Origin of the sequence: Sphaerimonospora sp. CA-214678, assembly GCF_050942215.1 — a bacterium.
Classification (GTDB): domain Bacteria; phylum Actinomycetota; class Actinomycetes; order Streptosporangiales; family Streptosporangiaceae; genus Sphaerimonospora.
This window is the reverse complement of sequence record NZ_CP192056.1, coordinates 4,179,138-4,205,495: the sequence shown is the minus strand read 5'-3', so window position 1 is coordinate 4,205,495 and position 26,358 is coordinate 4,179,138. Positions and strand designations below refer to the sequence as shown.

The window sequence follows — 26,358 nt, the reverse complement described above, 5'->3', positions numbered from 1 at the left end:
GGGTTTCCGCAGCTCAGGTGAGGCTCCTGCGAGAATTTGCAAGATCACGGCGTGGGGGGTGGGGTGGTGGGGGGTTCGTTCAGGCAGGCGGCGAAGATCTGCTCCAGCCGGGCGGACAGCACATCCGGGTCGACTCCGCCCACCACCTCCGGGTCGACGAGCCTGCGCAGGGGGCCGGCGCCGAGGATCACCATCGTGGCGAGCAGGGCGCGCTCCTCGACGTCCGGGCCGGTCAGCCGTGCCTTGAGCACGTCGACGATGCCGGACTGGACCCGTGCCCGCAGCACCGCCCGGATCTCCGGGCTCGCCCCGGCCCGGTCGATCATCCGCGTCAGCGGGTCGCGGCCGCCGACGCTCAGCCGCCGCGCGAGGCGGGCGGCCAGCCGTGCGGGCAGTTCCCCCGGGCCGTCCTCGAGCTCCGACGCCAGCGGATACCCGCTCGCCAGGACCTTGGCGAACAGGTCGACCTTCGATCCGAAGTAGCGGTTGACGAGCGCGGGGTTCGCCTCCGCCGCCGCCGCGATCATCCGGATCGTCACATGGTCGTAGCCGTGCTCGGCGAACAGTTCGCGCGCGGCGGAGAGGATCCGCTCTTCGGTGGCCTCCCGATCTCGTGTTGTCATCTGTCGTAGGTTATCGTGATTCCGCGGGTAAACAAGCGTCTACTAGGGGTGTGGCTGGTAACGGCGGTGATGCCCGGGAGAGGAGACCCTGTGACCCAGGAGATGGTGCGGGAAGCGGCGCCGAGGTCGTACACGCATCGCGAGGTCATGGAGATCCTCTCCGGTCTGCTGCTGGCCCTCCTGACCTCGTCGATCTCCACGTCCGTCATCGGCACGGCGCTGCCGACGATCGTGGGCGAGCTCGGCGGGCAGGAGCAGTACTCGTGGGTGGCCAGTTCGACGCTGCTGACGATGACGGTCTCGACGCCGCTGTGGGGCAAGCTCTCCGACATCTTCGGCCGCAAGCTGATGTTCCAGCTCGCCCTCGGGCTGTTCGTGGCCTCGTCGGTGGCGGCCGGGCTTTCGCAGAACATCGGCATGCTGATCGCGGGCCGGGCGGTGCAGGGCATCGGGGCCGGCGGTCTGTCCGCGCTCGTCCAGGTGATCCTGGGAGACGTGGTCGAGCCGCGTGAGCGGGGGCGCTACTCGGGCTACGTGGGGGCCGTGTTCGGCGTCTCGACGGTCGCAGGGCCGCTCCTCGGCGGGTTCATCGTGGACACCGAATGGCTCGGCTGGCGCTGGTGCTTCTACGTCTGCGTCCCGCTCGCGCTCATGGCGTTCTTCGTCATCCAGCGGGTGCTGCGGCTGCCGCGCGTGCGGCGGGCCGCGAAGATCGACTGGTGGGGCGCGACGATGCTGACCGGCGGCGCGACCACGCTGATGCTCCTGCTGTCGCTGGGCGGTCACGAGTTCGAATGGGCATCCCCCTGGACGTACGGCCTGGGCGCGCTCAGCGTGGTGCTGTTCGCCCTGGCGATCCCGGCCGAGCGCAGGGCAGGCGATCCGATCCTGCCGCCGCGCCTGTTCCGCGATCGGACGTTCGTCCTGGCCAGCCTGGCGTCGCTGCTCATCGGCATCGCCATGTTCGGCGTGATGATCTACCTTCCGCAGTACCTGCAGATCGTCAAGGGCCTCAGCCCGACGAACTCCGGGCTCATGACGCTGCCCATGGTTTTCGGCCTGTTCCTGGCGTCGATCACCTCGGGCCGCATCGTGACCAGGACCGGCCGGTGGAAGGCGTTCCCGGTGGCCGGCCTGCTGCTGGTGACCGTGGGCATGTGGCTGCTGTCCCGCCTGGAGATCGGCTCTTCCTTCCTCATGATCGGGGTCGACACCGCGATCGTCGGCGTGGGGCTCGGCCTGAGCATGCAGATGCTGATCCTCGCCACCCAGAACGCGGTCGAGCGGCGCGACATGGCGGTCAGCACCTCCGGCATCTCCTTCTTCCGCAGTCTCGGCGGCGCGATCGGGGTGGCGGCCTTCGGCGCGATCCTCACCAACAGGGTGCGGGACGAGTTGGCCGCGATGCTCGCGCACGCGCCCGGCGGGACGGCCGGCCTCGCGCTGGGCACCCCGGACGCGATCCGGCACCTGCCCGTCCACGTGCGGGACGTCGTGATCCAGGCCTTCGCCTCGGCGATGCGCACGGTGTTCCTGGTCGGGGTCCCGGCCGCCGTGCTGGGCCTCGTCGCGGTGCTCTTCCTGCGCGAGGCGGTGCTGCGCTCGGGAAGCTCCCGCTCTGAATCCGCGCAGTAGAGTCCAACCGTGTCATATGCCTCACTCCATGCCGCCCGCCGGGCCCGGCTGGCCGCGGCGCTTCCCGAGCTGGGCGTCGCCGCCGTACTCGTCACGTGGCCCGTCAACGTGCGCTACCTCACCGGCCTGTCCAGCTCGAACGCCGCCGTGCTCGTCGGCGCCGGCGGACAGGCCGCGCTCGCCACCGACTCCCGGTACGCGGAGACCGCGCAGCGGCGGTGCCGGGATGTGGAGGTGATCGTCGACCGCGACGTGGCAGGCGCGCTGCTCACCCGCGCGGGCGCGGCCGGCGGCCTCGCCGTCGAGGCCGACCACATGACGGTGGCCGTGTACGAGAGGCTCAGCGAGCGGCTCGGCGGAGCTCCGGGCGCCCGGCTGGTCCCGGTCCGCGGCCTGGTCGAGGCGGTGCGCGCGGTCAAGGACGAGCAGGAGATCGACGCGCTGCGCCGGGCGTGCGAGATCACCGATGAGGCGTTCTCCCAGGTCGTCGAGCGCATCGCCCCGGGCGTCACCGAGCGGGAGATCGCCAGGTGGCTGGAGGTCCGCATGACGGAGCTGGGGGCGGACAAGCCCGCCTTCGACTCCATCGTGGCGTCGGGGCCCAACGGCTCGATCCCGCACCACGCGCCCTCGGACCGGCCGATCGGCTCCGGCGACCTGGTGACCATCGACTTCGGCGCCCGCTACGGCGGCTACCACGCCGACATGACCCGTACGGTCGCCGTCGGCCGCCCGGCCGCCTGGCAGCGCGACCTCTACGAGCTCGTACGGCAGGCCCAGCAGGCCGGGTGCCTGGCCGTACGGCCGGGGGCGACGGCGCACGAGGTGGACGCGGCGGCGCGCGGAGTGATCGAGCGGGCGGGGTACGGAGACCACTTCGAGCACGGGCTGGGCCACGGTGTCGGCCTGGAGATCCACGAACAGCCGTTCCTGGGCCCTGACAGGACCGGTAGACTAGAGGATCGAGTTCCGATCACCGTCGAGCCGGGGGTCTACCTGCCTGGCAGGGGCGGCGTGCGCATCGAGGACACGCTGGTCACGCGTGACGACGGGCCGGAGCTTCTCACACTGACCACCAAGGAGCTGCTCATCTTGTAGGGCAGCCGCATGCGGGAGACCACGTGGCGACGACGAACGACCTGAAGAACGGACTCGTGCTCAAGCTCGACGGCGGAGAGCTGTGGGCCGTCGTCGAGTTCCAGCACGTCAAGCCGGGCAAGGGCGGCGCGTTCGTCCGCACCAAGCTCAAGAACGTGCTGACCGGCAAGGTGCTCGACCGGACCTTCAACGCCGGCGTCAAGGTCGACGTGGCCAACGTCGACAAGCGCGAGATGCAGTACTCGTACCTCGACGGCGAGGACTTCGTCTTCATGGACACCGAGACCTACGACATGGTCAACGTGCCGCGCTCGGTGGTGGGCGACGCCGCCAACTACATGCTGGAGAACACCACGGCCACGGTCGCCTTCAACGAGGGCAACCCGCTGTACGTGGACCTGCCCGCCGCCGTCGAGCTGACGATCTCGCACACCGACCCCGGCCTGCAGGGCGACCGCTCCACCGGCGGCACCAAGCCCGCCACGCTGGAGACCGGCGCGGAGATCAAGGTTCCGCTGTTCATCACGACCGGCGAGAAGATCAAGGTCGACACCCGCAGCGGCGAATACCTCGGTCGGGCCTGACGTGTCGGCTCGGGGGAAGGCGCGCCGCCGCGCGCTGGACATCCTCTTCGAGGCCGAAGCCCGCAGAGAGAGCCCGCTCAGCGTGCTGGCCGAACGGGTGGAGCGCTCTGAGCCGCCCGTCCACGAGTACACGACGAAGATCGTCGAGGGTGTGGTCCGGCACCTGGAGCGCATCGACGAGCTGATCTCGACGTACTCGGAGGGGTGGACCCTGGAGCGGATGCCGGCGGTCGACCGGAACATCCTGCGCGCCGGAACCTTCGAGATGCTCTGGTCGGACGACGTTCCCGAGGGCGTGGTCATCAGCGAGTGGGTACACCTGGCGGGGGAGCTGTCGACCGACGAGTCTCCACAGTTCGTGAACGGCCTGCTGGCCCGTTTCAAGCAACTCAAGCCGTCCCTGTCGCTCTGAGCGGCCGTCGCACTGGAAAGAGGCCCCTCGACCTGGAAGCCTGGAAGCACGTCGCCCTGGAAAGCGCCGCCGCGCCCGGCAGCGCGGCCTGTGAACGTAGGAGGCCGCACATGCGTGACGCCACACGGCAGACCGTCGTCTGGGAGGCGCTGCGCGCCGTCCTCGCCCGGCGGTCCGCTGCCGCCGGGCGCGACACGCTCGACATCGTCGACGCCGGGGGCGGCACCGGCGGTTTCGCCGTACCGCTCGCGCGGCTGGGCCACGCGGTGACCGTGGTCGACCCCACGCCCGACTCGCTCGCCGCGCTCGAACGCCGCGCGGCCGAGAACGGCGTGGGCGTCAAGGGCCTGCAGGGCGACGTGGCGGACCTCGGCGACCTGCTGGAGCCCGGCAGCGCCGACCTGGTGCTGTGTCACAGTGTGCTGGAGTACGTCGACGAGCCGGCTGGGGCGCTGAGCGCCATCCGCGGCATCCTCCGCGAAGGCGGCGCGGTCAGCGTGCTCGCGGCCAACTCGGTCGCCGCCGCCGTGCACCGCGCGCTGGCCGGCCAGTTCGAGGAGGCCCGGCGGCTGCTGGCCGAGCCGTCGGGACGGTGGTTCTCCCGGGAGGCGCTGGCCGGGCTGCTCGCGGCCGCGGGGTTCACCGTGACCGAGGTCTACGGCGTGCGGATCTTTTCCGAGCTGGTGCCCGGCATGACCGCCGAGAGCGATCCCGGGGCGTTGATCGCGCTGGAGCGGGCGGCGGCCGGTCACCCGGTGCTGCGCGACATCGCCGTCCAGCTCCACGTCATCGCCTACAGGTGACGTGCTTTCGAATGGTTGTTCGGGTAGAGTCGATGGCGTGTCCCGGAACCATGTCAGGAGCGGTGGCGGCGGCGAGACCCGTCGCCCGGTCGGCGACGACGGCTGCCCGATCCTGCACGTGGACATGGACGCCTTCTACGCAAGCGTGGAACTGCTCGATCTGCCCGAGCTGAAGGGCACCCCGGTCATCGTGGGGTCGCCGGGCGGGCGCGGTGTGGTGCTGAGCGCCACCTACGAGGCCCGGCGCTTAGGCGTCCACTCGGCGATGCCGATGACGCGGGCCCGCCGGCTGTGCCCGGCGGCGACGATCGTCCCGCCCCGCCATGGAAGGTACGCCGAGGTCTCCCGGGGCGTCATGGAGATCTTCAAGACCATCACGCCGCTGGTGGAGCCGATCGCGTCCGACGAGGCGTTCCTCGACGTCGGCGGGGCCCGCCGCAGGCTCGGTTCGCCCGCCGTCATCGCCGGGATGATCCGCGAGCAGGTGGAACGGCGCCACGGCATCACCTGCTCCGTGGGCGTGGCGAGCAGCAAGTTCGTGGCCAAGCTCGCCTCCCGGGCGTGCAAGCCGGACGGGCTGCTGGTCGTTCCTGCCGACCGGGTCGTGGAGTTCCTCCACCCGCTGCCCGTCGGGGAGCTGTGGGGCGTGGGCGAGCGCACAGAGCAGGCCCTGGTACGGCTCGGCATCAGGACCGTGGGCGACCTGGCCCGGGTGCCCGTCGCCACCCTCCGGCGCGAGTTCGGGGCCGTCGGGGCACACCTGGCGGAGCTGGCCTGGGGCCGGGACGACCGCCCGGTGGTGGCCGACGCCCCCGACAAGAGCATCGGCGGCGAGCAGACCTTCCCGCACGACGTCGACGACCCGGAGACGATCAGGCGGGAGCTGCTGCGGCTGTCCGAGCGGGTCGCGGCGCGGCTGCGTGCGGGCGGGCACGTCGGCAGGACGGTCAGCGTGAAGTTGCGCCGTTCCGACTTCACCACGATCACCCGGTCACGTACGCTGCGTGAGACGACCGATGTGGCGAAGGAGATCTATGAGACGGCCTGCGCGCTCTATGAGGCCGCCGGGCTGGAGCGGGTGCGCCTCAGGCTGGTCGGAGTCCGGGTGGAGAACCTCCGCCCGGCGGCCACGGCGACCCGCCAGCTCGGTCTGGGCGAGCGGGAGACGGGCTGGCGGGAGGCCGAGCTGGCGATGGACCGAGCCGCCCGGCGGTTCGGACCCGATGTGGTGCGCCCGGCGTCGCTGGTGCGTCGTTCGTTTGATGCAATGGGTCCATGACGTCGCCTCCGGTTTGGCCCGCGTTGGACGTTTTCTTTCGCCTACGTCTACGGGCTCGTATTCTGGGGATAACCGACCGCGAGGTCTGGACACCCCGTGTCGTCTGTAGCCGTTTTCCCCTGAATGGGGCCGTCCTTGGGAGGCGCCGTGCCGCTGTCTGAGCACGAGCAGCGCTTGCTCGACCAGATCGAGCAGGCCCTCTACGCCGAGGACCCGAAGTGGGCCAATAGCGTCCGAACCAGAGATCCGCGCAACCACTACAAGCGCCGCCTAGTCAAGGCCTGGATCGGCTTCGCCCTCGGCGTGGTGATGCTGATGGTAGGTGTCGTGGCTGCGCAGATCCCCCTCGGCGCCGCCGGGTTCGTCGTGATGCTTGCGGCCTGCCTGTGGGGGCTGTCGAGCTGGATGCGAATGAACGGGATCGGAGATTCCCCCTCGGCCGCGCCACCCCGCGGCCGCAGGTCCGGCCGCAAGCAGAGCTTCATGGAGCGGATGGAGGAGCGCTGGCGCCGCCGCCGCGACGAGCACTGACCCCCCACCCCTTCCCTGATCGAGACCACGAACCCGCCCGCCGCCCCCTCCTCCGGGGGCGGCGGACCTGGCCCTAGCGGCGGGCGAGGGACAGGTCGAAGACCTCGAGTGCCCTCCCGCCGAGCGCCCGGATGCGCAGCAGCGTCGACATGGGGGCCAGACCGACCGCCAGCCGTCGCCGCGGCGAGGCTCCGCGGGTCAGCCCCCTGCGCACCCGCGCGAGATCGGCGTGCCCGGGGATCGCGTCCCCGGGTGTGCGGGCGTAACGCAGCCGTTCCTGCGCCGTGACGATCCGTACCACGGACTCGGCCTCCTCGCCGTCCAGCCCGTGCCGATCGGTCAGCCGTTTCCCCAGCGCGCGGGGGCTCTCTCCGGGCTCACGCGCCAGCCCGAGATCGGTGAGCGTGTCGCACAGCTCGGCCCAGGCGGCCTCGACGGCGGGGGCCGGCGCGACGGCGGCCGCCGCCAGCGCGCGCCGGCGCCGCAGCCGCACCATTCCCCTGATCCCCGCCGGTGTCAGCGCCAGCAGCAGGGCGACGGCCAGACCGGCGGCCACCTTGGCGGCCGTCGGAGGCCCGGACGCCGCCGGCACGGGGGAGCCGTCGACGTCCCGGTCGGCCCCGCGCTGGTCCGGCCGGACGGGAGCAGCGGCGTCATCGGTCTCCTCGGTCTCCGCAGCGGAGTCGCCGGAGGAACCGGACGTCGGCGCGGTCGTCGGGGCCACCGGCAGCGTGTACTGCGGCGTCTGGGCGGTGCCCTGGCCGCCGCTGCCGCCGGGGGTCGGCTCGAAGCGCAGCCAGCCGACGCCGTCGAAGTACAGTTCCGGCCAGGCGTGGGAGTCGTGCGTGCGCACGGTCCACGCATCGCCGGTCCTCGTGCCGCCCGTGTAGCCGGTCGCGACCCGGGCGGGGATGCCGAGCGAGCGCGCCATCACGGCCATCGCGCCGGCGAAATGCTCGCAGTATCCCATCCGGGTCGCCAGCAGGAAGTCCGTCAGCACGGCCGGGCCGCCGCCCCCGACGTCCAGGCTGTAGGTGAAGCCGCCGGTCCTGGTGAACCACTCCTGAAGCTTCACCGCCTTCTCGTACGGCGTGGCCGCCCGCCTGGTGACCTCCAGGGCCAGTTCGTGGATCTCCGGATCGAGCGCGGCGGGCAGCTCCAGATAGGGACTGTCGACGTCCGGATCCACCGCCGGCGTCAGCCTGAGCTGCTCGTTGGTCGGCTCCGGCTCGTCGACGACGACCCGGTAGCTCAGGCCCGCCGCCTCGTCCTCGGTGGAGAAGACCAGCAGCGAGGAGCGGTCGGCCCGCCAGTCGCCGTCCACGTCGACCTGCGCCGGCGGGTACGGCAGGGGCAGGAAGTTGAGCCTGCTGATGTCCTCGCTGATCGAGATCCGGGTCTCCATCCGGCGGGTGGCGATGCCGGGATCGAGCCCCGGGGGTGGGGGAAGCGGACCCGCCGACACCCGGTCCTCTCTGCGCCCCTGCAGCGTGCCGACCCGCCAGGTCGCCCCGTCGAACCTGTCCAGCGAGTAGATGCGCAGGTAGCGGGAGCGGCCGTCGGAGGTGGTGTAGGTCAGCACGGGCTCGTTCTCCGGCTGTCTGAGCTGTCCGCCCAGTTTGACCATGGCGTCGGGCACGCCGATGGTGCCCCCGCCCGCACCCGAGCCGTTGCCCACGCCGAACCCGAACAGCGGATCGGGTGACAGCGTCGGCAGCAGCCCGGGGACCAGGATCGCGAGTGCGACGGCCATCACGCCGATCCGCTTGCCCGACAGCGCCAGGCGGCCCGTGTCGGGCGGCATCCCGCCGCCGGGGGTGAGCCGCGAACGCCGTACGATCACGGCGCGGCCCCAGTGACTCAGCCGTTCCCGGCCGTCCGCCACCAGCAGACCGACGTACCCGAAGGCGCCGATCACGAACGCGGGCCAGCCGATCGGGTCGGTCATCACCGCCGCCGGCACGGTGAACAGGGCCAGCATCGGCAGTCCGGCCGTCGCGGCGCGGCGGAGCCGTACCGCGAGAAGATCCACAGAAATCGCGATGAGCCCGACGCCGCCCGCCGTCAGAAGGCTGACCCCGGGGTCGGCCGGCACCGGGGCGGCGTACCGCTGGATGTCGTCGAAGCCCTCGACGAGCAGGAAGAACAGCCGCAGCACCGAGTCCTTGGTGGGGATCACCCGCAGCCACGCCTGGTCGCCGGCGAAGGCGGCGGTGAGGTAGATCGCCAGCGCGGCCGCCATGACGTGCGACGTCATCCAGGGGGAGGAGGCCCGGCCGCGCGGGGCGAGACGGGACAGCAGCACTCCCGTCGCCGTCGTCACCAGGACGGCCCCCGCACAGGCCCAGAACCATGCCTGGCCCTGGAACAGCGGATAAAGCGTGATCGTGACGGCGGCCGTGGCCAGCCCGGCGGCGACGGGTAACTTCATCGGCGGATGCCCACCCTCCTGTGCGCGGCCTCCGGCCAGACCGCGGCGAGTGAGACGCCGGCGGGCAGACGGATCGTCCGCCATCCGCCGGCCGTCAGCATGTCCTCCGCGGTCTCGTCGGCGTCCGGGCTCGCCGCCCCGGTCTCGCCCGCGACGTCCAGCAGGACCGCGATCCCGGTCACGCCGGGCTGCTTGAGCCGGGCCAGCTCCCGGGCGTCGAGGGAGTCGATCTCTCCCAGCACGGCGACGATCAGGCCGTCGCCACCCTGCCGCAGGGCCGCGATCCCGTGCTCCATGGACCGGGCCGAGCTGTGCCGTACGACCGAGAGCGCGTCGAGCAGCGACCACGACGCGCCGGTGTCGGCCAGGTGCTGCCCGCCCTGGTCGGTGATCAGGCGCAGGCCCAGTCCGTCACGCGACAGGTGCACCCCGATCGAGGCGGCGGCCGAGACCGCGACCTCGAACGACGACCGGGGACCTTCGCCCCGGTGGGCGCATCTGCGGGTGTCCAGCAGCAGCGCGCCCCGGCTCTGCCGCTGCTGCTCCTCGCGCCTGACCATCAGCTCGCCGTGCCGCGCGGTCGACCGCCAGTGGACCCGGCGCAGGTCGTCGCCCTGGCGGTACTCGCGCGGCGCCACGTCGTCGTCGCCCGCCGCCGCCACGGAGCGGGTACGGCTGTCGCCCCCGCCCGTCCACTCGCCGGACAGCCGCACCGGCGGCAGCGGCACCACCTCGGGGGTGACCACGAGAGTGTCGGTGATCGTGAACGATCTGGTCAGCTCGACCAGCCCGAACGGATCGGCGATCCGGATCGACAGCGGCCCGATCGGGAAACGCCCCCGCAGTTCGGAGCGCACCTTGTAGTCGATCTCCCGGACGCCGTGCGGCTCCACGCGGTCGAGGACGAAACGCGGGCGGACGGTGCCCAGCGCGTGCGGGATGTGGTCCTCCACGAGCAGCAGTCCGGTCGGCAGGCGGGTGACGTTCTCCAGCCGCAGCGTGACCGTGCCTACGCCGCCCGCCTGGACCCGGGACGGATCGAGCCGCCTGGCGCAGGCGAGCCGGTACCGGGTCCGCACCACGATCAGCGCCGCGAGCAGCGGCAGCGCGACGATCAGGACGGCCACCCGCAGCAGGTCGTGCTCCCCCAGGAGCAGGGCGCACAGCAGGGCCGCTGCCCCCGAGGCGATGAACGATCGTCCCCGGGGGGTCAGGGCCCTCAGTCCGCTCACTTGGTGTCCGGCACGGGTACGTGTCGCACCAGGTCGGCGATCACCTGCTCAGGCCGGCGGCGCTGTCCCTGGGCCTCGACGCTCGGCAGCAGCCGGTGCGCCAGGACGGGCCCGGCCAGGTCCTGCAGGTCGTCGGGGATGACGTAGTCGCGGCCGGACAGCGCGGCGTGCGCCCTGGCACCGCGCACCAGGTGCAGGGTGGCCCGCGGCGAGGCGCCCAGCCGCAGGTCGGGCGAGTTTCTGGTGGCGGTCACCAGGTCGACGGCGTACTGCTTCACCGGCGGTGAGACATAGACGGCGCGCACGGCCCGGATCAGTCCCAGCACCTCGGCCGTGGTCGCCACCGGCCGCAGCTCGGCCAGCGGCTGGAAGGCGCCGTGGACGTCGAGCATCTCCAGCTCGGCGGCGGGCGAGGGATAACCCATCGCGATCTTCGCGGTGAAACGGTCGCGCTGGGCCTCGGGCAGAGGATAGGTCCCCTCCATCTCGATCGGGTTCTGGGTCGCGATGACCATGAACGGCGGCGCGAGCTCGTAGGTGACGCCGTCCACGGTCACCTGCCGCTCCTCCATGCACTCCAGCAGCGCCGACTGCGTCTTCGGCGAGGCCCGGTTGATCTCGTCGCCCACGACGACGTTCGCGAAGACGGGTCCTGGTTTGAACTCGAACTCTCTGGTCAGTTGGTTGTACGCGCTGACTCCGGTGATGTCGCTGGGCAGGAGGTCGGGGGTGAACTGCACACGCTTGACGGGACAGTCGATCGAGCGCCCCAGGGCCTTGGCCAGCATGGTCTTGCCGACGCCGGGCACGTCCTCGATGAGGAGATGGCCCTCCGCCAGGAGCACGGTGAGGGTGAGACGGACGACGTCGCTCTTGCCTTCGATCACGGATTCGATCGCTCGGCCGATCCGGTGCGCGATGTCGATGTCCATGTCGATCTCGACGTCGGAGGTTGGTGCCACCGGGCCTCCATAAATGCGGGTTAAACCTTACATTTTGTTTCTTGTGGTACAGACCCTATGACCCCGGACGTTCCCGGGCGAGTTTGTCCGCGTCGCACCTTCGTCTGAATCCAGTGACAAAGGACGTGCGCTTTCCTCTCGCGCGGCTTCCCCTGTACCACCGGGGCTGGCGGCCTCCGCACGCCCCACTTCGCCCCACCCTCATTTACCTGGGAAAACGCGGAGAAAATGACACGCCGACACGGCGTGAATCAGTTGACGGTGGAGAGAAGTGGAGTATGGTGGTGCGCAGTGGAGAGCAGAGGCCGTAGTGCCGAGCGCTCCGCAAGGCACAGGAGGTGGGTCCGGTGTTCCTCGGTACCCATCCGCTGCGCCTGGATGACAAAGGACGGCTGTTCCTGCCGGCGAAGTATCGCGAGGAGCTGGCGGAGGGTCTTGTGATCACCAAAGGCCAGGAGCGTTGCCTCTACGTCTTCCCAGTAGAGGAGTTCCAGCGCATCACCGAGGCCCTGCGCACCGCCCCGATGACGGCCAAGGCGGTCCGCGATTACAGCCGTGTGTTCTTCGCCGGAGCGTCGGACGAGACGCCGGACAGGCAGGGACGGATCACGATTCCACAGGCCCTGAGGCGGTACGCGGGTTTGACGCGTGACTGCACGGTGATCGGTGCGAACACCAGGCTGGAGATCTGGGACACCCAGGGGTGGGAGACCTATCTGGCCGCCCAGGAGCAGGAGTTCTCCGACCTGTCGGAGGAGGTGTTGCCCGGAACCCTTTGATCTGTTCGATCCTTTGATCGAAAGACCCGTCGTTACGTTCGGCGAGGTCTCCACCCGCTCCCATGTGGCGGCAGCTGATGCACCTTCCCCGGTGTCAGATGCCAGGGCCGGTGATGCGGATGGGGACCTGGCCGGACGATATAAAGGGGCCGGACGATATGGGGGGCGGAAGGCGTTGTCGCAAGATCCTGGGCACCCGGGTGGTCACGTTCCGGTCATGATCGGTCGCGTTCTGGAGTTGCTCGCTCCCGCGCTGACCGGACCGGAACCCGTCGTCGTCGACGCCAACCTCGGTCTCGGCGGGCACGCGGAGGCGCTGCTCGCGGCCCATCCGGCCCTGCATCTGATCGGCATCGACCGCGATCCCGCCGCCATCGAACGGTCCACCGTTCGGCTCGCGCCCTATTCCGGGCGGATCACCCTCGTGCGCGCCGTCTCCGACGAGCTGCCCGAGGTGCTGGCCGCGGCCGGACGGCCCCGCGTCCACGGCGCGCTGTTCGATCTCGGGGTGTCCTCCCCCCAGCTCGACGAGGCCGAGCGCGGCTTCGCGTACTCCTACGACGCGCCGCTCGACATGCGGATGGACCCCGGCCAGGAGCTGACCGCCGCCGACGTGGTGAACACATATTCGGTGGCCGAGCTCATCCGCGTGCTGCGAGACTACGGCGAGGAGAAATTCGCGGCGCGCATCGCGAACCTCGTCGCCCGGGAGCGCGTCGAACATCCCATCATGACGACCAGACGACTCGCCGATCTCGTACGGACGGCGATCCCCGCCGCGACGAGGCGCACGGGGGGGAACCCGGCCAAAAGAACGTTCCAAGCCCTGCGCATCGAGGTCAACCAGGAGCTTGCCGCCCTGGAGCGTGCCCTGCCCGCAGCCCTCGACGCGCTGGCACTCGGCGGGCGGGTGGTCGTGCTCGCCTACCACTCGCTGGAGGACCGGCTCACCAAGCAGGTCCTCGCGGCGCGAACCAGGGATACCGGCCCTCCCGGGTTTCCGGTCCCGCTTGAGGCTCACCAGCCCCGGTTCCGCCTTCTGACGAGGGGAGCGGAGCTCCCGGACGATGACGAGGTCGCCGACAACCCGCGAGCGGCCTCGGCCCGTTTGCGGGCGGCAGAGAGGATCCGCCAAGGATGAGGACAGCGCAGCAGACACGATCGTCGCAGCTCCAGGCACAGCTGAGGACGCAGACGAAGAGCCGGCCCAAGACGCGGCCCAGGCCCCGGCCGAAGATCGCGCCGCGTCCCGAGGGGGAGCTCGGGACCATCGGCGTCAGGACGCCACGCGCGACGCCGCCGGCGGGGGTGTCCGCGGCGGTCCGGCGGGCGCCCAAGGCGCCGTTCGTCCTGCTCGTCATCGGCCTGATGTGCGGCGGCCTGGTCACCCTGCTGCTGCTGAACACGATGCTCGCCCAGGGGTCGTACAAGGAGAGCGACCTGCGGTCGAGCATCAACCAGCTGCGCGAGCAGGCGGCGCTCGAGGAGAAGCTGGCCCGCGAGGCCGAGCAGCCCGAGGCGCTGACGAGCATGGTTCCGCCCGGGCTGGTGAAGGACGACTCGCCGCCGTCGTTCATCACGTCCCGGCCGGTGGACGGGACCAGGTGAATCCGGGCGGGAGCAGGCGTCCGCCGCGGCAGGGGGGCGGGGGACCGGTCGACGGTCGTCCGCCCAGGCCGCCGCGCCCGCCTGGCCCGCCCCGTACGGCGCAGCCGCCGAAATCGCCGTCTCCGAAAGCACAGCCGCCCAAGTCGCAGTCTCCGAAAGCACCGCCGCCGAAATCGCCGTCTCCGAAAGCACCGTCTCCGAAAGCACAGTCTTCAAAAGCACAGTCTCCGAAAGCACAGCCTTCCAAGCCGCAGCCGCCCCGGCCACAGGCCCCGAAGCCGCAGCCCGGCGGTCAGTCGTCCCAGGGCGCCGAGCGGGGCGCCCAGCGCAAGGAGCGGCAGGGGTCCGGCGGCGGCCCGCCCCGTGGTTCCGGAGCGGAGCGCGCCACCGGGCCGGAGCGCGGAGCACCGCGTGCCCCCGGATCATCGCGTGCGCCCGGATCACCGCGCGCCTCCGGATCACAGCGCGGCTCGGGGACGCCGCGTGCGCCCGGACCCAGGCGCCGGTCGGCGCCGCCTCCGCCCCCGCCGCGGCCGCCCGCCGTTCTGCGGCTCAGCGATCCGGCGCGGCGGCTGAACGCCGGGCTGGTCGCGATGGCGTTCGTGCTGTCCCTGCTCGCCGGGCGGCTGGTGCAGTTGCAGGGACTGGACTCCAAGGTGCTCCAGGCGAGGGGCGCCGACCAGCGCGTGCAGCCGGAGAAGCTGCCGGCGCGGCGCGGCTCGATCACGGACATCGCGGGTCACGAGCTCGCGGTGACGGTCGAGGCCCGGGAGATCTACCTCGATCCCAAGGTGGTCGACCCCGCCAAGCGGGATCTGGTCGCCACCACCCTCGCCGCCGAGCTGAACCGCCCGAAAGGGGAGATCGAGGCCAAACTGGCCAAGACGACCTCGCGGTACGCGGTGGTCGCCCGGGGCGTGGACCCGCTGCGCGCCAAGAAGATCACCGACTACGGGTTCAGGGGGGTGGGCGCCAAGCGGACCTACCACCGGGACTACCCGGGCGGCAGGCTCGCGGGCGGCGTCATCGGGTTCGTCGGCGTCGACGGATACGGCCTGGCCGGACTGGAGAGCGCCTACGACGAGGTGCTGGCGGGCCGTGACGGCGAGCAGACCTTCGAGCTCGGCGGGGAGCGGCAGCGGATCCCGCTGACCCGCAGCACCCGGCGGGAGCCGGTGCCCGGCCGCGACGTCCGGCTGACCATCGACAGGGACGTTCAGTGGGCCGCGCAGCAGGCGATCGCCGAGCAGGTGAAGGCGTCACGGGCGAGCAGCGGCAGCGTGATCGTCATGGACGTGCGCACCGGGCAGATCGTGGCCATGGCCAACGCGCCCGAGGTCGACCTCGAGCACTGGCAGGACAGCGCGCCGCAGGATCGGCGCAACCGGTCGGTGGCGGAGGTGTTCGAGCCCGGCAGCACCAACAAGGTGATCGCCGCGGCCGCGGCGATCGAGTCGGGGGCGGTCAGAGCCGACACCGTGTTCCGCGTGCCCGACCGCATCCAGTGCGCCGACAGGCAGCTCAGGGACGCGCACCCGCACCCGCCGGAGCGGCTCACCTTCGCCGGGATCATCGCGGAGTCGAGCAACGTCGGCACGATCATGGCGGCGGAGCGGATCAGCAGCCAGCGGCTGTACGAGATGTTCCGGTCCTTCGGTTTCGGCGCCAAGAGCGGAGCCGGTCTCCCGGGCGAGGAGGCGGGCCTGCTGCCGGACTGGCGGAGCTGGTCCGGCAGCCAGCGCTGCACGATCGCCTACGGGCAGGGCATCTCGGTCACCGCGCTGCAGATCGCCAGCGTCTACCAGACGATCGCCAACGGCGGGATGCGGGTCGCCCCCTCGATCGTCGCGGGCACCACCGACGAGCACGGCAAGTTCGTGCCGGCCCCGGAGCCGAAGCGGACCCGGGTGATCAGCGAGCGCACCGCCCGGGACATCTCGCTCATGCTGGAGGCCGCCGTCGGGCTCGACGGCACGGGAGCGGAGGCGGCGATCCCCGGCTACCGCGTCGCGGGCAAGACCGGCACTGCGATGCGATATGACCAAGAATGCGGGGGATACTGCGGGTATACGGCGACGTTCGTCGGCTTCACACCGGCGGACCAGCCGCGGCTGATGGCCCTCGCCGTCATCCAGGATCCGAAGAAAGGTCACTACGGCGGCACCGTGGCCGCCCCCGTGTTCAGGGATGTCATGACATTCGCGCTGAAGACCAGGAAGATCCCTCCGACGGGTACGAAGACGCCCGACATCGTCCTCCGTGCCCGCCGGTAAGGGGTACGCTCTCGCCGTGCGTCCCCCGTCCTCGATGCGTCCCACCGCCGTGGCGGCCCGCCCGCTGTCCGGGCTCGCGGCCCTGCTCGGCGTGGCCTGCGCCGTACCCTCTCCCGGAGCCAGAGCGGTCCGCGGGACGGTCACCGGTGTCTCGATCGACTCCCGCCGCGTCCGGCGCGGCGACCTCTACGTGGCGCTGTCCGGGAGCTCCTCGCACGGTGCCGAGTTCGCCGCCGACGCGCTCGCCGCCGGCGCGGCGGCGATCCTGACCGATCCCGCCGGCCTCGACCGCGCGGTGGCGACCGGCCTGCCGGTGCTCGTGGTGCCCGATCCGCGCGCGCTGCTCGGGCAGGTCGCCGGATGGGTGTACGGCAGGGCGGCCGATGGCATGACGGTCATCGGCGTCACCGGCACCAGCGGCAAGTCGACCACCAGCTACCTGCTGGAGGCCGGGTTGCGTGCGGCGGGTCACCGGACCGGCCTGGTCGGCGGCGTGGAGATCCAGGCGGGCGATCTGCGGCTGACTCCCGAGCTCACGACACCGGAGGCGAGCGACCTGCAGGCGCTGTTCGCGCTGATGCGCGAGCAGGGGGTGACGGCCGCCGCGATGGAGGTGTCGAGCCACGCTCTCGTCAAGGGTCGGGTGGACGGCATTTCCTACGATGTAGCGATCTTTACCAACCTGTCACAGGATCATCTGGACTTCCATCGCGACCTGGACGACTACTTCGCCGCCAAGATGCGCCTTTTCACCCCCGACTTGTCCCGCGTCGGCGTGGTGAACGTCGACGACGCCCACGGCCGCGAGCTGACCGGCCTGGCGAAGATCCCGATCACCACGTTCTCCGCGGCCGGAGCCCCGGAGGCCGACTGGCGGGCCGCCGACGTCCGCCTGGGGACCGACGGCAGCGCCTTCCGCGTGATCGGCCCCGGCGGCGTCGAGGTGGACGCCACCGTGGCCATGCCCGGGCCGTTCAACGTCGCCAACGCGCTCGGCGCGCTGGTCGCGCTGGTGGAGGCGGGGATCCCGCCGCAGACCGCGATGTCCGGCATCGCCTCGTTCGGCGGCGTCCCCGGCCGGATGGAGCGGGTGCCGGGGCCCGGGGACTACCAGGTGATCGTCGACTACGCCCACAAGCCGGGGGCGGTCGAGTCGGTCCTGCGCTCGGTGCGCGCCGTGCTCGGATCGGGGCCGGGACCGGAGGCACGGGCACGCGGCCGGCTCACGATCGTGCTCGGGTGCGGCGGTGATCGAGACCGCGGCAAGCGGCCGATGATGGGCGAGGCCGCCGCCCGGCTCGCCGACGTGGCGATCCTCACCAGTGACAACCCGCGCAGCGAGGATCCCCTCGTGATCCTGGCCGCGATGCTGGAGGGGGCGCTGCGGGTGCCGCCGGACGAGCGGGCGCATGTGATCATGGAGCCGGACCGGGAGGCGGCCATCGACCTGGCGATTTCCGGTGCCGCGCCCGGAGATGTGGTAGTTGTGGCGGGCAAGGGGCACGAGCAGGGCCAGTACGTCGGGGGCACGGTCATCCCCTTCGACGATCGTGACGTGGCCGCGCGGGCCATCACGCGGGCCATCGCGCGGAGAGAGAGCAGGAAAGACGCATGATCCCGTTGCCGCTGGCCCGGGTGGCCGAGATCACCTCGGGCGCGCTGAACGGCATGGCAGACCCCGGGACCGTGGTCCGGGGACCCGTCGTGATCGACTCACGGGTCGTCGAGCCGGGCTCGCTGTTCGCGGCGATCAAGGGTGAGCGGGCCGACGGGCACGACTTCGCCGGGCAGGCGTGCGCGGCCGGAGCGGTCGCGGTGCTCGCGTCCCACCCGGTGGAGGCCCCCGCCGTGATCGTGAGCGACGTGGTAGCCGCCCTCGCCGATCTCGCCGCCGCCGTGGTGGCTGAGCTGAACGGGGCGGCGAAGCCCGGGGGGCCCGGTGTCACGGTGGCCGGGGTGACCGGATCGCAGGGGAAGACCACGACCAAGGACCTGCTGGCCGCCCTCGCCGCCCGGATCGGGCCGACCATCGCGCCGGTCGGGTCGCACAACAACGAGATCGGCCACCCGCTGACCGTGCTCAAGGCCGGCGAGGAGACCCGGTTCATGGTCCTGGAGCTCAGCGCGCGCAACGTGGGCCACATCGCCTACCTGGCGAGGATCGCCCCGCCCCGGATCGGGGTGGTGCTCAACGTGGGCGCGGCCCATCTCGGGGTCTTCGGGAGCCGCGAGGCGATCGCGCAGGCCAAGGGAGAGCTGGTCGAGGCGCTGCCCGGCGACGGCGTGGCCGTGCTGAACGCCGACGACCCCCTCGTCAGCGCGATGGCGGACCGTACGAGCGCCAGGGTGAGCTATTTCGGGCGGTCGCGGCGTGCGCACGTGCGCGCCGAGGACGAGACGCTCGACGGGCGCGGCCGGGCCTCGTTCACGCTGCGCACGCCGACCGGGTCGGCGCCGGTGCGGCTGCGGCTGCACGGCGCGCACGCCGTCGACAACGCGCTCGCCGCCGCCGCGGCGGCGTACGAGCTGGGGCTGCCGGTGGCGACGATCGCCGAGGAGCTGTCGCTGGCCGAGCCGCGCAGCCGCTGGCGAATGGAGGTCACCGACCGGGCCGACGGCGTCACCGTGATCAACGACGCGTACAACGCCAGCCCGGACTCGGTCCGTGCGGCCTTCGCCGCCCTGGCCGCCATCGGCTCGGGACGGCGGCGGTTCGCCGTGATCGCCGCCATGCGGGAGCTCGGCGAGTACGGCGCGACGCTGAACGAGGAGTTCGGCCGGCTCGCCGCCGGGGCGGACCTGTCCGGACTGATCGTCGTGGGGGAGGACGCCGAGCCGGTGCTGACCGGCGCGCGGGCCGCAGGCCCCGGCACGCGCCATGCCCCCGACGCGGCGGCGGCCGGGGCCGAACTGGCCGGTGTGCTGGCGCCGGGCGACGTCGTGCTGGTGAAGGGGCCGCGTGCGGCCGGGCTCGAACGGGTCGCAGCGGCGATCCTCGGAGGTGAAGCGCGGTGAGGAACATCCTCATCGCGGCGGCGGTCTCGCTGCTGCTCTCCATGGTCGGCACGCCGCTCGCGATCCGGCTGTTCGCCCGGCGCGGCTACGGCCAGAACATCCGGGAGGAGGGGCCCTCAGGTCATTACGACAAGAAGGGCACCCCGACCATGGGCGGCACGGTGATCGTCATCGCGACGCTGATCGGCTACTTCACCGCGCATCTGACGAGCATGCTGTCGCTCAACGTCGACCCGCCGACGGCCTCGGGACTGCTGGTGCTGTTCCTGATGACCGGCCTGGCCGTGGTCGGCTTCCTCGACGACTTCATCAAGATCTACAAGCAGCGGAGCCTGGGGCTGCGCAGCGGCGCCAAGGCCGCCGGGCAGCTCGTGGTGGGCGCGATCTTCGCGGTGCTGGTGCTGCGGTTCCCCAACGCGTACGCCGTCACGCCGGCCGAGACGCGGCTGTCGTTCCTGCGGGATTTCGGGCCGTCGATCGGCGTCATCGGCTTCATGCTCTGGGTGCTGTTCTTCATCGTGGGCTTCTCCAACGCGGTGAACCTGACCGACGGGCTGGACGGCCTGGCCTCGGGCGCCACCTGCCTGGTCCTCGCGGCGTACGTGCTGATCGGCAACTGGCAGTTGCGCAACAGCTGCGCGACGGTCGGCTTCGGGCCGAACTGCTACTGGGTGCGAGATCCGCTGGATCTCGCCGTGGTCGCCGCCGCCGTGCTCGGCGCCTGTCTGGGATTCCTGTGGTGGAACGCCCCGCCCGCCAAGATCTTCATGGGCGACACCGGCTCGCTGGCGCTGGGCGGCGTGATCGCCGGCCTCGCCTTCACCACCCGCACCCAGCTTCTGCTGGTCATCCTGGGCGGGCTGTTCGCCATCATCACGATGTCGGTGATCATCCAGGTCGGCTTCTTCAAGATGACCAGGAAACGGGTGTTCCGGATGGCCCCGCTCCAGCACCACTTCGAGTTGTCCGGATGGGCCGAGACCACCATCGTCGTGCGGTTCTGGCTGATCGCGGCGCTGTGCGTGGCGGGCGGTCTCGGCCTCTTCTACCTGGAATGGGTGCCCAAGTAGTGAGCGTCGTCGTCGCAGGACTGGGGATCTCCGGCACGGCCGCGGCGCGGGCGCTGGCCCGCCGCGGCGAGCATGTCGTCGTCCTGGAGTCGGCCCAGGGAGAACGGCAGCTGGCGGCGGCGGCCGAGCTCGCCCCGCTCGGCGTGGAGGTGAGGTTCGGCGAGCCGGACGACCTGCCGGAGGGCACGTCGCTCGTCGTCGTCTCGCCCGGCTGGCGCCCCGACCATCCGCTGGCGGCCGCCGCGCGTCGCGCCGGGATCGAGGTGATCGGCGAGGTGGAGCTGGCCTGGCGGCTGCGCGGCGCCCACGGGGCTCCCTGGCTGGCGATCACCGGCACCAACGGCAAGACCACCGTGGTCCGGATGCTGACCGAGATGCTCACGGCCGCCGGGCACCGGGCGCTCGCCGTCGGCAACGTCGGCGTGCCGATCGTGGCGGCGGTGGACGGAGAGAAACCGGCGGAGGGGGAGAAGCCGGCGGGCGGAGGGAAGCCGGCGGCGGAGCGCGGGGCCGGGCCGTACGACGTGCTGGCCGTCGAGCTGTCGAGCTTCCAGCTCCACTGGTCGAGGAGCCTCGCGCCGTTCGCGGCGGCCGTGCTGAACGTCGCCCCCGACCACCTGGACTGGCACGGTTCCCTGGAGGAGTACGCGGCGGCCAAGGCGCTGATCTACACCGACGCCCAGACCGTGATCTACAACGCGGACGACGAGTGGTCCACCACGCTGGCGGCGCCCTATCGGGGGGTGGGCTTCACGCTCGGCGTGCCGCGTCCCGGGCAGCTCGGCGTCGTGGAGGACCTCCTGGTCGACCGGGCGTTCACGGCCGACCCCGCCCGTGAGGCCGCCGAGCTGGCGAGCCTGGCCGACGTGCGGCCGTTCGCGCCGCACAACGTCGCCAACGCGCTGGCCGCCGCCGCGCTCGCCCGGGCCTACGGCGTGCCGCCGGAGGCCGTACGGCGCGGCCTGGCGCGGTTCGTCCCGGACCCGCACCGGATCGCTCATGTGGCGACCGTGCGCGGGGTCGGCTATGTGGACGACTCGAAGGCCACCAACCCGCACGCCGCCGCCGCTTCGCTCGCGGCCTACCGGTCCGTCGTGTGGATCGCGGGCGGCCTGCTCAAGGGCGCGGAGGTCGACGAGCTCGTACGGCTGGCCGCCCCGCGCCTGCGCGGCGCCGTACTGCTGGGCGCCGATCGCGACCGCGTGCGCGAGGCGTTGGCGCGACACGCGCCGGATGTCCCCGTGGTCGACGTGCCCGGGCAGGACACTGGGGTGATGGACCGCGTCGTGACCGAGGCAGCCGCCCTCGCCGCCCCCGGCGACACCGTGCTGCTGGCCCCCGCCGGGGCGTCGCTGGACATGTTCACGAGCTACGGGGCGCGTGGGGAGGCCTTCACCGCCGCGGTGCACCGTCTGGCGGAACGATGACGGCGGCGGAGACGGGAGCAGCGCCCCGAGCGGACGACCGTTCCGGGGGCCGCTCCGAGGGGCGGCTCACCGCGCTGCGTGAGCTGCTGAACCGCCCGCTGGTGTCGTACTACCTGGTGCTCGGGTGCAGCGCGCTGCTGCTCGCGCTCGGCCTGATGATGGTGCTGTCGGCCTCCAGCATCGAGGCGCTGCAGGAGACCGGCAGCCCGTTCTACTGGTTCATCAAGCAGTCGACCTCGGTGGCGATCGGCATCCCGGTGATGTGGGTCTGCTCGCGGCTGCCGCAGCGGTTCTTCCAGCTGGCCGGCAACCCGCTGATGGGCGTCTCGATCCTCGGCCTGGTCATGGTGATCTTCATCGGTCAGGAGGTGCTGGGCGCGCAGCGGTGGATCTCCATCGGGCCGTTCTCGGTCCAGCCCTCGGAGCCGGCCAAGCTCGCCCTGGCGCTGTGGGGGGCCGACATCCTGGCCCGGCGGGCCAGGGGCGGCCGGATCGAGTGGCGGCACCTGCTGATCCCGCTGATGCCCGGCCTCGCGCTGCTCGCGGTGCTGGTGCTGATCGGCCGCGACCTCGGCACGACGCTCGTGCTCATGATGATCTTCCTGGCGCTGCTGTGGGTGGTCGGTGCGCCCCTGCGCCTGTTCGGCGGGATCCTCGCGCTGCTCGCGCTCGCCGCCGCTATGATGATCGTCGTCACGCCCTGGCGGATGGAGCGCCTGGCGAACTTCATCAACCCATGGGCGGACCCCCAGGACGCCGGTTTCCAGGCCGTCCAGGGGCTGATAGCGATCGGCTCGGGCGGCTGGTTCGGTCTCGGCCTGGGCGCGAGCCGCCAGAAATGGGGCCATGTGCCGCACGCGGAGAGCGACTTCATCTTCTCGATCCTGGGCGAGGAGCTCGGCCTGATGGGCACCCTCGTGGTGGTCGCGCTGTTCGGCCTGCTCGGCTATGCCGGGCTGCGCATCGCCTCGCGGGTGAACGACCCGTTCATCCGGCTGTGCTCGGCGGCCGTCGTCGCGTGGATCGTCGGTCAGGCGATCGTCAACATGGGCGCGGTGATCGGGGTCCTGCCCATCACGGGCATCCCGCTGCCGCTGGTCTCGTACGGCGGGTCCGCGCTGTTGCCGACGCTCGCCGCCCTTGGCATGTTGTTGTCGTTCGCCAAGCGGGAGCCCGGTGCGGCGGCGGCCCTGGCCGCACGTGGACCCGGACTCGCCGTCCGGGCTCTAAGCTGGCTTGGCCTGGGTGGCCGCCCGAGGCGTGAGATGACGCGGAACAGAGGAGTGACATGAGGGTGGTCCTCGCCGGCGGCGGGACGGCCGGCCATATCGAACCCGCGCTCGCGCTGGCCGACGCGCTGCGCCTACAGGACCCGGCGATCGGGATCACCTGCCTCGGCACGGAGCGCGGCCTGGAGACCCGGCTGGTGCCCGAGCGCGGCTACGAACTGGCCCTGGTACCCGCGGTGCCGCTGCCCCGCTCGCTCACGCCGAAGCTCCTCACCGTGCCGGGCCGCCTCGCCGGGGCGATCGGCACGGCGGCGGGCATCCTCGACCGGGTCGGCGCCGACGTTCTGGTCGGATTCGGCGGCTACGTCGCGACACCCGCCTACCTCGCGGCGCGGCGGCGCGGCGTCCCGATCGTCGTGCACGAGGCCAACCCCCGCCCCGGTCTGGCCAACCGGCTCGGCGCCCGGCTGACCGACCACGTCTTCACCGGCCACCCGGACACCCCGCTGCAGAACGCGCAGTACATCGGCATCCCGCTGCGCCGCCAGATCGCCGGCATGGACCGGCTGTCGCTCGGCGACAAGGCCAGGTCGTACTTCGGGCTGGAGTCCGACCGGGTGACGCTGCTCGTGTTCGGCGGCTCGCAGGGCGCCCGCTCGATCAACGAGGCCGCCCTGGCGGCCGCGCCACGGCTGCGGGCCGCCGGCATCCAGGTGCTGCACGTGGTCGGGCCGAAGAACACCGTCGAGGTGGAGCCCCCGCCGGGCGACCCGCAGTATGTGATCCTTCCGTACATCGACCGGATGGACCTGGCCTACGCCGCCGCCGACCTCGTGCTGTGCCGCAGCGGCGCGATCACCTGCGCCGAGCTCACCGCCGTCGGACTGCCCGCGGCGTACGTGCCGCTGCCGCACGGCAACGGCGAGCAGCGCCTCAACGCCCAGCCCATCGTGCAGGCGGGCGGCGGGATCATGATCGACGACGCGGACCTCTCCGCCGAGTGGATCATCCAGACGCTGCTGCCCATCCTGAACGACCCTGAGCATGTGGTCGCGATGTCCGAGGCGGCCTCCCGCATGGGCCGCGCGGACGCCGACGCGACGCTCGCCGGCAAGGTTCTGGAGATCGTTTCCCGATGAGTCTCGTCAAGCTCGTGGATCCCGTACCGGCGGCCGACCTGGGACGGGTGCACTTCATCGGCATCGGCGGCGCCGGGATGTCGGGCATAGCCCGGATCCTGCTCAAACGCGGGGTACCCGTGTCGGGCAGCGACGCCCGGGTGTCCGACATGCTGGACGAGCTCCGCGGCCTGGGCGCCGACATCCACGTCGGCCACGCCGCCTCCCACGTCAAGAACGCGGACACGGTCGTCGTGTCGACCGCGATCCGCGACTCCAACCCGGAGCTGGGGGAGGCGCTGCGCCGGAACCTGCGGGTCATCCCGCGCGCCGCCGCGCTCGCCGCCGTGATGACGGGCCGGACGGGCATCGCCGTCGCCGGGACGCACGGCAAGACGACGACCAGCTCGATGCTCGCCGTGGCGCTGCAGAAGTGCGGTGAGGATCCGTCCTACTGCGTGGGCGGCCGGCTCGTCACCACCGGTCTCGGCGCCGACGACGGGACCGGCGAGGTCTTCGTGGCAGAGGCGGACGAGAGCGACGGCTCGTTCCTCATGCTGACGCCGGAGATCGCCATCGTGACCAACGTCGAGGCCGACCACCTCGACAACTACGGCGACCCGCAGGCCGTGCACGAGAGCTTCGCCCGCTTCGTCGAACGCGTCGGCGCCATGCTGGTGATCTGCGTGGACGACCCGGGAGCTGCGGCGCTGGCGCCCCTCGCCCGGGCACGCGGCCTGGAGGTCGTGACGTACGGCGAAAGCCCGGAGGCGGACTTCCGCACCGTCGAGATCAGCCCGCGCGGGCTGGAGGTCGAGTTTCACGTGGCCGGGCACGGCGGCGTCCGCCTGGCCGTGCCGGGACGGCACAACGCCGTGAACGCCACCGCGGTGATCGCCGTGGCGATCCGCCTCGGCCTGCCGTTCGACGACGTCAGGGAGGGCCTGGCCGCCTTCACCGGAGCGAAGCGGCGGTTCGAGGCCAAGGGCGAGGCGGGGGGCGTGTCCGTGTACGACAGCTACGCACATCACCCGACCGAGCTCACCGCCGACCTGCACGCCGCCCGTGACGTGGTCGCCGGCGCAGGACGCGTTATCGCGGTCTTCCAGCCCCACCTGTACTCGCGCACCAGGTTCTTCGCCGCCGAGTTCGGCACCGCGCTGGGCCTCGCCGACGAGGTCGTCGTGCTCGACGTGTACGGGGCGCGGGAGGATCCGGAGCCCGGGGTCTCCGGCGCGCTCGTCGCAGGCAAGGTGCCGCTGCCCACGGAACGGGTGGTGTACGCGCCCGACCGTGCGTCGGTGCCCGCCCTCGTGGCCGATCGGGCCCGCCCCGGCGACATCGTGCTGACCATGGGCGCCGGCGACGTCACGGATCTCGGCCCCCGCATCGTCGCGGAGCTGTCGGCGAGGTGACCTTTCTCACGCCGGCCTTCCTCAGGGGAAGCAGGACCGTCCGGCGTACGGCCCTGGCCGTCCTGCTCATGGCCGCGGTCGTGGGCGCGGCCACCTGGGTGGTGTTCCACTCGCCGGTGCTGGGCGTGCGACAGGTCGAGATCATCGGCAACGCCGTGGTGTCGGCGCAGACGCTGCGCGCGGCCGCCGGCGTGCCCGCGGGCACTCCGCTGGCGAACGTTGACGTGGACGAGGTGGGGAGCCGGGTGCGCGCCGTGACCGAGGTGGAGTCGGCGCGCGTGGAGCGGGAGTGGCCGGGGACGCTGCTGATCACCGTGGTCGAGCGCACCCCGGTGGCCGTCGTGCCCGTGGCCGAGCCGGCGGGCGAGCGGTCCGCCGGCGGCTCGCCGGCAGAGGGGGGCAAGACGAACGGGAGCAGAACGATCGAGGTGTACGCGATAGTGGACCGCTTCGGGGTGATCCTGGATCGGGTGGCCGTGGCCCCGCCGCGGTTCCCGGTGCTGCGGGTGCAGCGGCCGGACCCCGGCGACCCGGCGCTGCGCGCCGCGCTCGCCGTGCTGGAGGCACTGCCGGACGATCTGCGGGTGAACGAGGTCCGGGTGCCGTCCGTCCGGTCCATCACGCTGAAGCTCGCCGACGGCCGGACCGTCCTTTGGGGCGACGCCGGGCGGGCGGCGGAGAAGGGACGTGCCCTCGCCGCGGCGCTCGCGGAGCCGGGGACGTTCTACGACGTGACCAGCCCCCGGGTGGTGACGATCAAGTGAGAAATCTCACGGTAGGGAATGGGACGGCTCACGACACGCCGGAGGACCTTCCGGCGCGGTGAGTTGACCC

Annotated in this window: 23 protein-coding genes; 19 read left to right on the top strand and 4 right to left on the bottom strand. The window is 71.9% G+C overall.

What is annotated here, in order from left to right; translation table 11 throughout:
- Positions 1-44: 44 nt before the first annotated feature.
- On the bottom strand, positions 45-623 hold the full coding sequence (locus tag ACQP1K_RS18870) for a TetR/AcrR family transcriptional regulator (protein ID WP_433497025.1): 579 nt from the start codon (positions 621-623) through the stop codon (positions 45-47).
- Positions 624-725: 102 nt separating this feature from the next.
- On the opposite strand from ACQP1K_RS18870, the gene ACQP1K_RS18865 reads away from it, so the two are divergent.
- The 7 genes from ACQP1K_RS18865 (at position 726) to ACQP1K_RS18835 (ending at position 6,965) form a co-directional block, all read left to right on the top strand.
- Positions 726-2,258: an MDR family MFS transporter gene (locus ACQP1K_RS18865; RefSeq protein WP_433501583.1), complete on the top strand. Its 1,533-nt coding sequence runs from the start codon at positions 726-728 to the stop codon at positions 2,256-2,258.
- Positions 2,259-2,267: 9 nt separating this feature from the next.
- On the top strand, positions 2,268-3,356 hold the full coding sequence (locus ACQP1K_RS18860) for an aminopeptidase P family protein (RefSeq protein WP_433497024.1): 1,089 nt from the start codon (positions 2,268-2,270) through the stop codon (positions 3,354-3,356).
- Between the two features lie 23 nt (positions 3,357-3,379).
- The gene (gene efp, locus ACQP1K_RS18855; RefSeq protein WP_433497023.1) at positions 3,380-3,940 is read left to right on the top strand and encodes an elongation factor P; all 561 of its coding nucleotides are present in this window, start codon (positions 3,380-3,382) and stop codon (positions 3,938-3,940) included.
- A gap of 1 nt (position 3,941) precedes the next feature.
- On the top strand, positions 3,942-4,352 hold the full coding sequence (nusB, locus tag ACQP1K_RS18850) for a transcription antitermination factor NusB (protein WP_433497022.1): 411 nt from the start codon (positions 3,942-3,944) through the stop codon (positions 4,350-4,352).
- Positions 4,353-4,462: 110 nt separating this feature from the next.
- Positions 4,463-5,155: a methyltransferase domain-containing protein gene (locus ACQP1K_RS18845; protein WP_433497021.1), complete on the top strand. Its 693-nt coding sequence runs from the start codon at positions 4,463-4,465 to the stop codon at positions 5,153-5,155.
- A gap of 37 nt (positions 5,156-5,192) precedes the next feature.
- A complete protein-coding gene (gene dinB, locus ACQP1K_RS18840; protein ID WP_433497020.1) occupies positions 5,193-6,434 on the top strand; it encodes a DNA polymerase IV in 1,242 nt (413 codons plus the stop codon).
- Positions 6,435-6,581: 147 nt separating this feature from the next.
- Entirely contained in the window at positions 6,582-6,965 is a 384-nt protein-coding gene (locus tag ACQP1K_RS18835) for a DUF3040 domain-containing protein (protein ID WP_433497019.1), read from the top strand.
- A gap of 73 nt (positions 6,966-7,038) precedes the next feature.
- Here ACQP1K_RS18835 and ACQP1K_RS18830 read toward each other — a convergent pair whose 3' ends face one another.
- From ACQP1K_RS18830 to ACQP1K_RS18820, 3 genes are read right to left on the bottom strand one after another with little or no spacing between them, the layout of a single operon-like run.
- Positions 7,039-9,396: a transglutaminase TgpA family protein gene (locus tag ACQP1K_RS18830; RefSeq protein ID WP_433497018.1), complete on the bottom strand. Its 2,358-nt coding sequence runs from the start codon at positions 9,394-9,396 to the stop codon at positions 7,039-7,041.
- Positions 9,393-10,628: a DUF58 domain-containing protein gene (locus ACQP1K_RS18825; RefSeq protein WP_433497017.1), complete on the bottom strand. Its 1,236-nt coding sequence runs from the start codon at positions 10,626-10,628 to the stop codon at positions 9,393-9,395. Before ACQP1K_RS18825 ends, ACQP1K_RS18830 begins: the two co-directional genes overlap by 4 nt.
- Positions 10,625-11,560, bottom strand: a complete 936-nt coding sequence (locus ACQP1K_RS18820) for an AAA family ATPase (protein WP_433501582.1) — start codon at positions 11,558-11,560, stop codon at positions 10,625-10,627. The genes ACQP1K_RS18825 and ACQP1K_RS18820 overlap by 4 nt, the downstream gene beginning before the upstream one ends.
- Before the next feature lie 377 nt (positions 11,561-11,937).
- Here ACQP1K_RS18820 and mraZ point away from each other — a divergent pair, with 377 nt between their 5' ends.
- The 12 genes from mraZ to ACQP1K_RS18760 all read left to right on the top strand — a co-directional run bounded on the left by mraZ (position 11,938) and on the right by ACQP1K_RS18760 (position 26,288).
- Positions 11,938-12,369 (top strand): division/cell wall cluster transcriptional repressor MraZ, encoded by a 432-nt coding sequence (gene mraZ / locus ACQP1K_RS18815; RefSeq protein WP_433497016.1) that lies wholly within the window; start codon positions 11,938-11,940, stop codon positions 12,367-12,369.
- A 217-nt stretch (positions 12,370-12,586) separates the two neighbouring features.
- Positions 12,587-13,510, top strand: a complete 924-nt coding sequence (gene rsmH, locus ACQP1K_RS18810; protein WP_433497015.1) for a 16S rRNA (cytosine(1402)-N(4))-methyltransferase RsmH — start codon at positions 12,587-12,589, stop codon at positions 13,508-13,510.
- Positions 13,507-13,977, top strand: coding sequence for a hypothetical protein (locus ACQP1K_RS18805; RefSeq protein WP_433497014.1), 471 nt, complete (start codon positions 13,507-13,509; stop codon positions 13,975-13,977). The genes rsmH and ACQP1K_RS18805 overlap by 4 nt, the downstream gene beginning before the upstream one ends.
- Positions 13,978-14,570: 593 nt before the next feature.
- Positions 14,571-16,250, top strand: a complete 1,680-nt coding sequence (locus ACQP1K_RS18800; RefSeq protein WP_433497013.1) for a peptidoglycan D,D-transpeptidase FtsI family protein — start codon at positions 14,571-14,573, stop codon at positions 16,248-16,250.
- A gap of 34 nt (positions 16,251-16,284) precedes the next feature.
- On the top strand, positions 16,285-17,865 hold the full coding sequence (locus ACQP1K_RS18795) for a UDP-N-acetylmuramoyl-L-alanyl-D-glutamate--2,6-diaminopimelate ligase (protein ID WP_433501581.1): 1,581 nt from the start codon (positions 16,285-16,287) through the stop codon (positions 17,863-17,865).
- Complete coding sequence (locus tag ACQP1K_RS18790; protein WP_433497012.1) at positions 17,862-19,265, top strand: UDP-N-acetylmuramoyl-tripeptide--D-alanyl-D-alanine ligase; 1,404 nt, start codon at positions 17,862-17,864, stop codon at positions 19,263-19,265. The genes ACQP1K_RS18795 and ACQP1K_RS18790 overlap by 4 nt, the downstream gene beginning before the upstream one ends.
- Positions 19,262-20,335: a phospho-N-acetylmuramoyl-pentapeptide-transferase gene (gene mraY / locus ACQP1K_RS18785; RefSeq protein ID WP_433497011.1), complete on the top strand. Its 1,074-nt coding sequence runs from the start codon at positions 19,262-19,264 to the stop codon at positions 20,333-20,335. Before ACQP1K_RS18790 ends, mraY begins: the two co-directional genes overlap by 4 nt.
- Entirely contained in the window at positions 20,320-21,762 is a 1,443-nt protein-coding gene (gene murD, locus ACQP1K_RS18780; RefSeq protein WP_433497010.1) for a UDP-N-acetylmuramoyl-L-alanine--D-glutamate ligase, read from the top strand. The genes mraY and murD overlap by 16 nt, the downstream gene beginning before the upstream one ends.
- Positions 21,759-23,054 (top strand): putative lipid II flippase FtsW, encoded by a 1,296-nt coding sequence (gene ftsW / locus ACQP1K_RS18775; protein WP_433497009.1) that lies wholly within the window; start codon positions 21,759-21,761, stop codon positions 23,052-23,054. The genes murD and ftsW overlap by 4 nt, the downstream gene beginning before the upstream one ends.
- Entirely contained in the window at positions 23,051-24,130 is a 1,080-nt protein-coding gene (gene murG, locus ACQP1K_RS18770; RefSeq protein WP_433497008.1) for an undecaprenyldiphospho-muramoylpentapeptide beta-N-acetylglucosaminyltransferase, read from the top strand. The genes ftsW and murG overlap by 4 nt, the downstream gene beginning before the upstream one ends.
- Positions 24,127-25,524, top strand: a complete 1,398-nt coding sequence (gene murC / locus ACQP1K_RS18765) for a UDP-N-acetylmuramate--L-alanine ligase (protein WP_433497007.1) — start codon at positions 24,127-24,129, stop codon at positions 25,522-25,524. Before murG ends, murC begins: the two co-directional genes overlap by 4 nt.
- Complete coding sequence (locus ACQP1K_RS18760) at positions 25,521-26,288, top strand: cell division protein FtsQ/DivIB (protein WP_433497006.1); 768 nt, start codon at positions 25,521-25,523, stop codon at positions 26,286-26,288. The genes murC and ACQP1K_RS18760 overlap by 4 nt, the downstream gene beginning before the upstream one ends.
- The last annotated feature ends 70 nt before the right edge of the window (positions 26,289-26,358 follow it).

Coding starts and splice junctions, on each gene's coding strand:
- ACQP1K_RS18870 (WP_433497025.1), bottom strand. CDS start 623: ATGACAACACGAGATCGGGAGGCCACCGAAGAGCGGATCCTCTCCGCC.
- ACQP1K_RS18865 (WP_433501583.1), top strand. CDS start 726: ATGGTGCGGGAAGCGGCGCCGAGGTCGTACACGCATCGCGAGGTCATG.
- ACQP1K_RS18845 (WP_433497021.1), top strand. CDS start 4,463: ATGCGTGACGCCACACGGCAGACCGTCGTCTGGGAGGCGCTGCGCGCC.
- ACQP1K_RS18830 (WP_433497018.1), bottom strand. CDS start 9,396: ATGAAGTTACCCGTCGCCGCCGGGCTGGCCACGGCCGCCGTCACGATC.
- ACQP1K_RS18820 (WP_433501582.1), bottom strand. CDS start 11,560: ATGGACATCGACATCGCGCACCGGATCGGCCGAGCGATCGAATCCGTG.
- rsmH (WP_433497015.1), top strand. CDS start 12,587: ATGATCGGTCGCGTTCTGGAGTTGCTCGCTCCCGCGCTGACCGGACCG.
- ACQP1K_RS18805 (WP_433497014.1), top strand. CDS start 13,507: ATGAGGACAGCGCAGCAGACACGATCGTCGCAGCTCCAGGCACAGCTG.
- ACQP1K_RS18800 (WP_433497013.1), top strand. CDS start 14,571: ATGGCGTTCGTGCTGTCCCTGCTCGCCGGGCGGCTGGTGCAGTTGCAG.
- ACQP1K_RS18795 (WP_433501581.1), top strand. CDS start 16,285: ATGCGTCCCACCGCCGTGGCGGCCCGCCCGCTGTCCGGGCTCGCGGCC.
- ACQP1K_RS18790 (WP_433497012.1), top strand. CDS start 17,862: ATGATCCCGTTGCCGCTGGCCCGGGTGGCCGAGATCACCTCGGGCGCG.
- murD (WP_433497010.1), top strand. CDS start 20,320: ATGGGTGCCCAAGTAGTGAGCGTCGTCGTCGCAGGACTGGGGATCTCC.
- ftsW (WP_433497009.1), top strand. CDS start 21,759: ATGACGGCGGCGGAGACGGGAGCAGCGCCCCGAGCGGACGACCGTTCC.
- murG (WP_433497008.1), top strand. CDS start 23,051: ATGAGGGTGGTCCTCGCCGGCGGCGGGACGGCCGGCCATATCGAACCC.
- murC (WP_433497007.1), top strand. CDS start 24,127: ATGAGTCTCGTCAAGCTCGTGGATCCCGTACCGGCGGCCGACCTGGGA.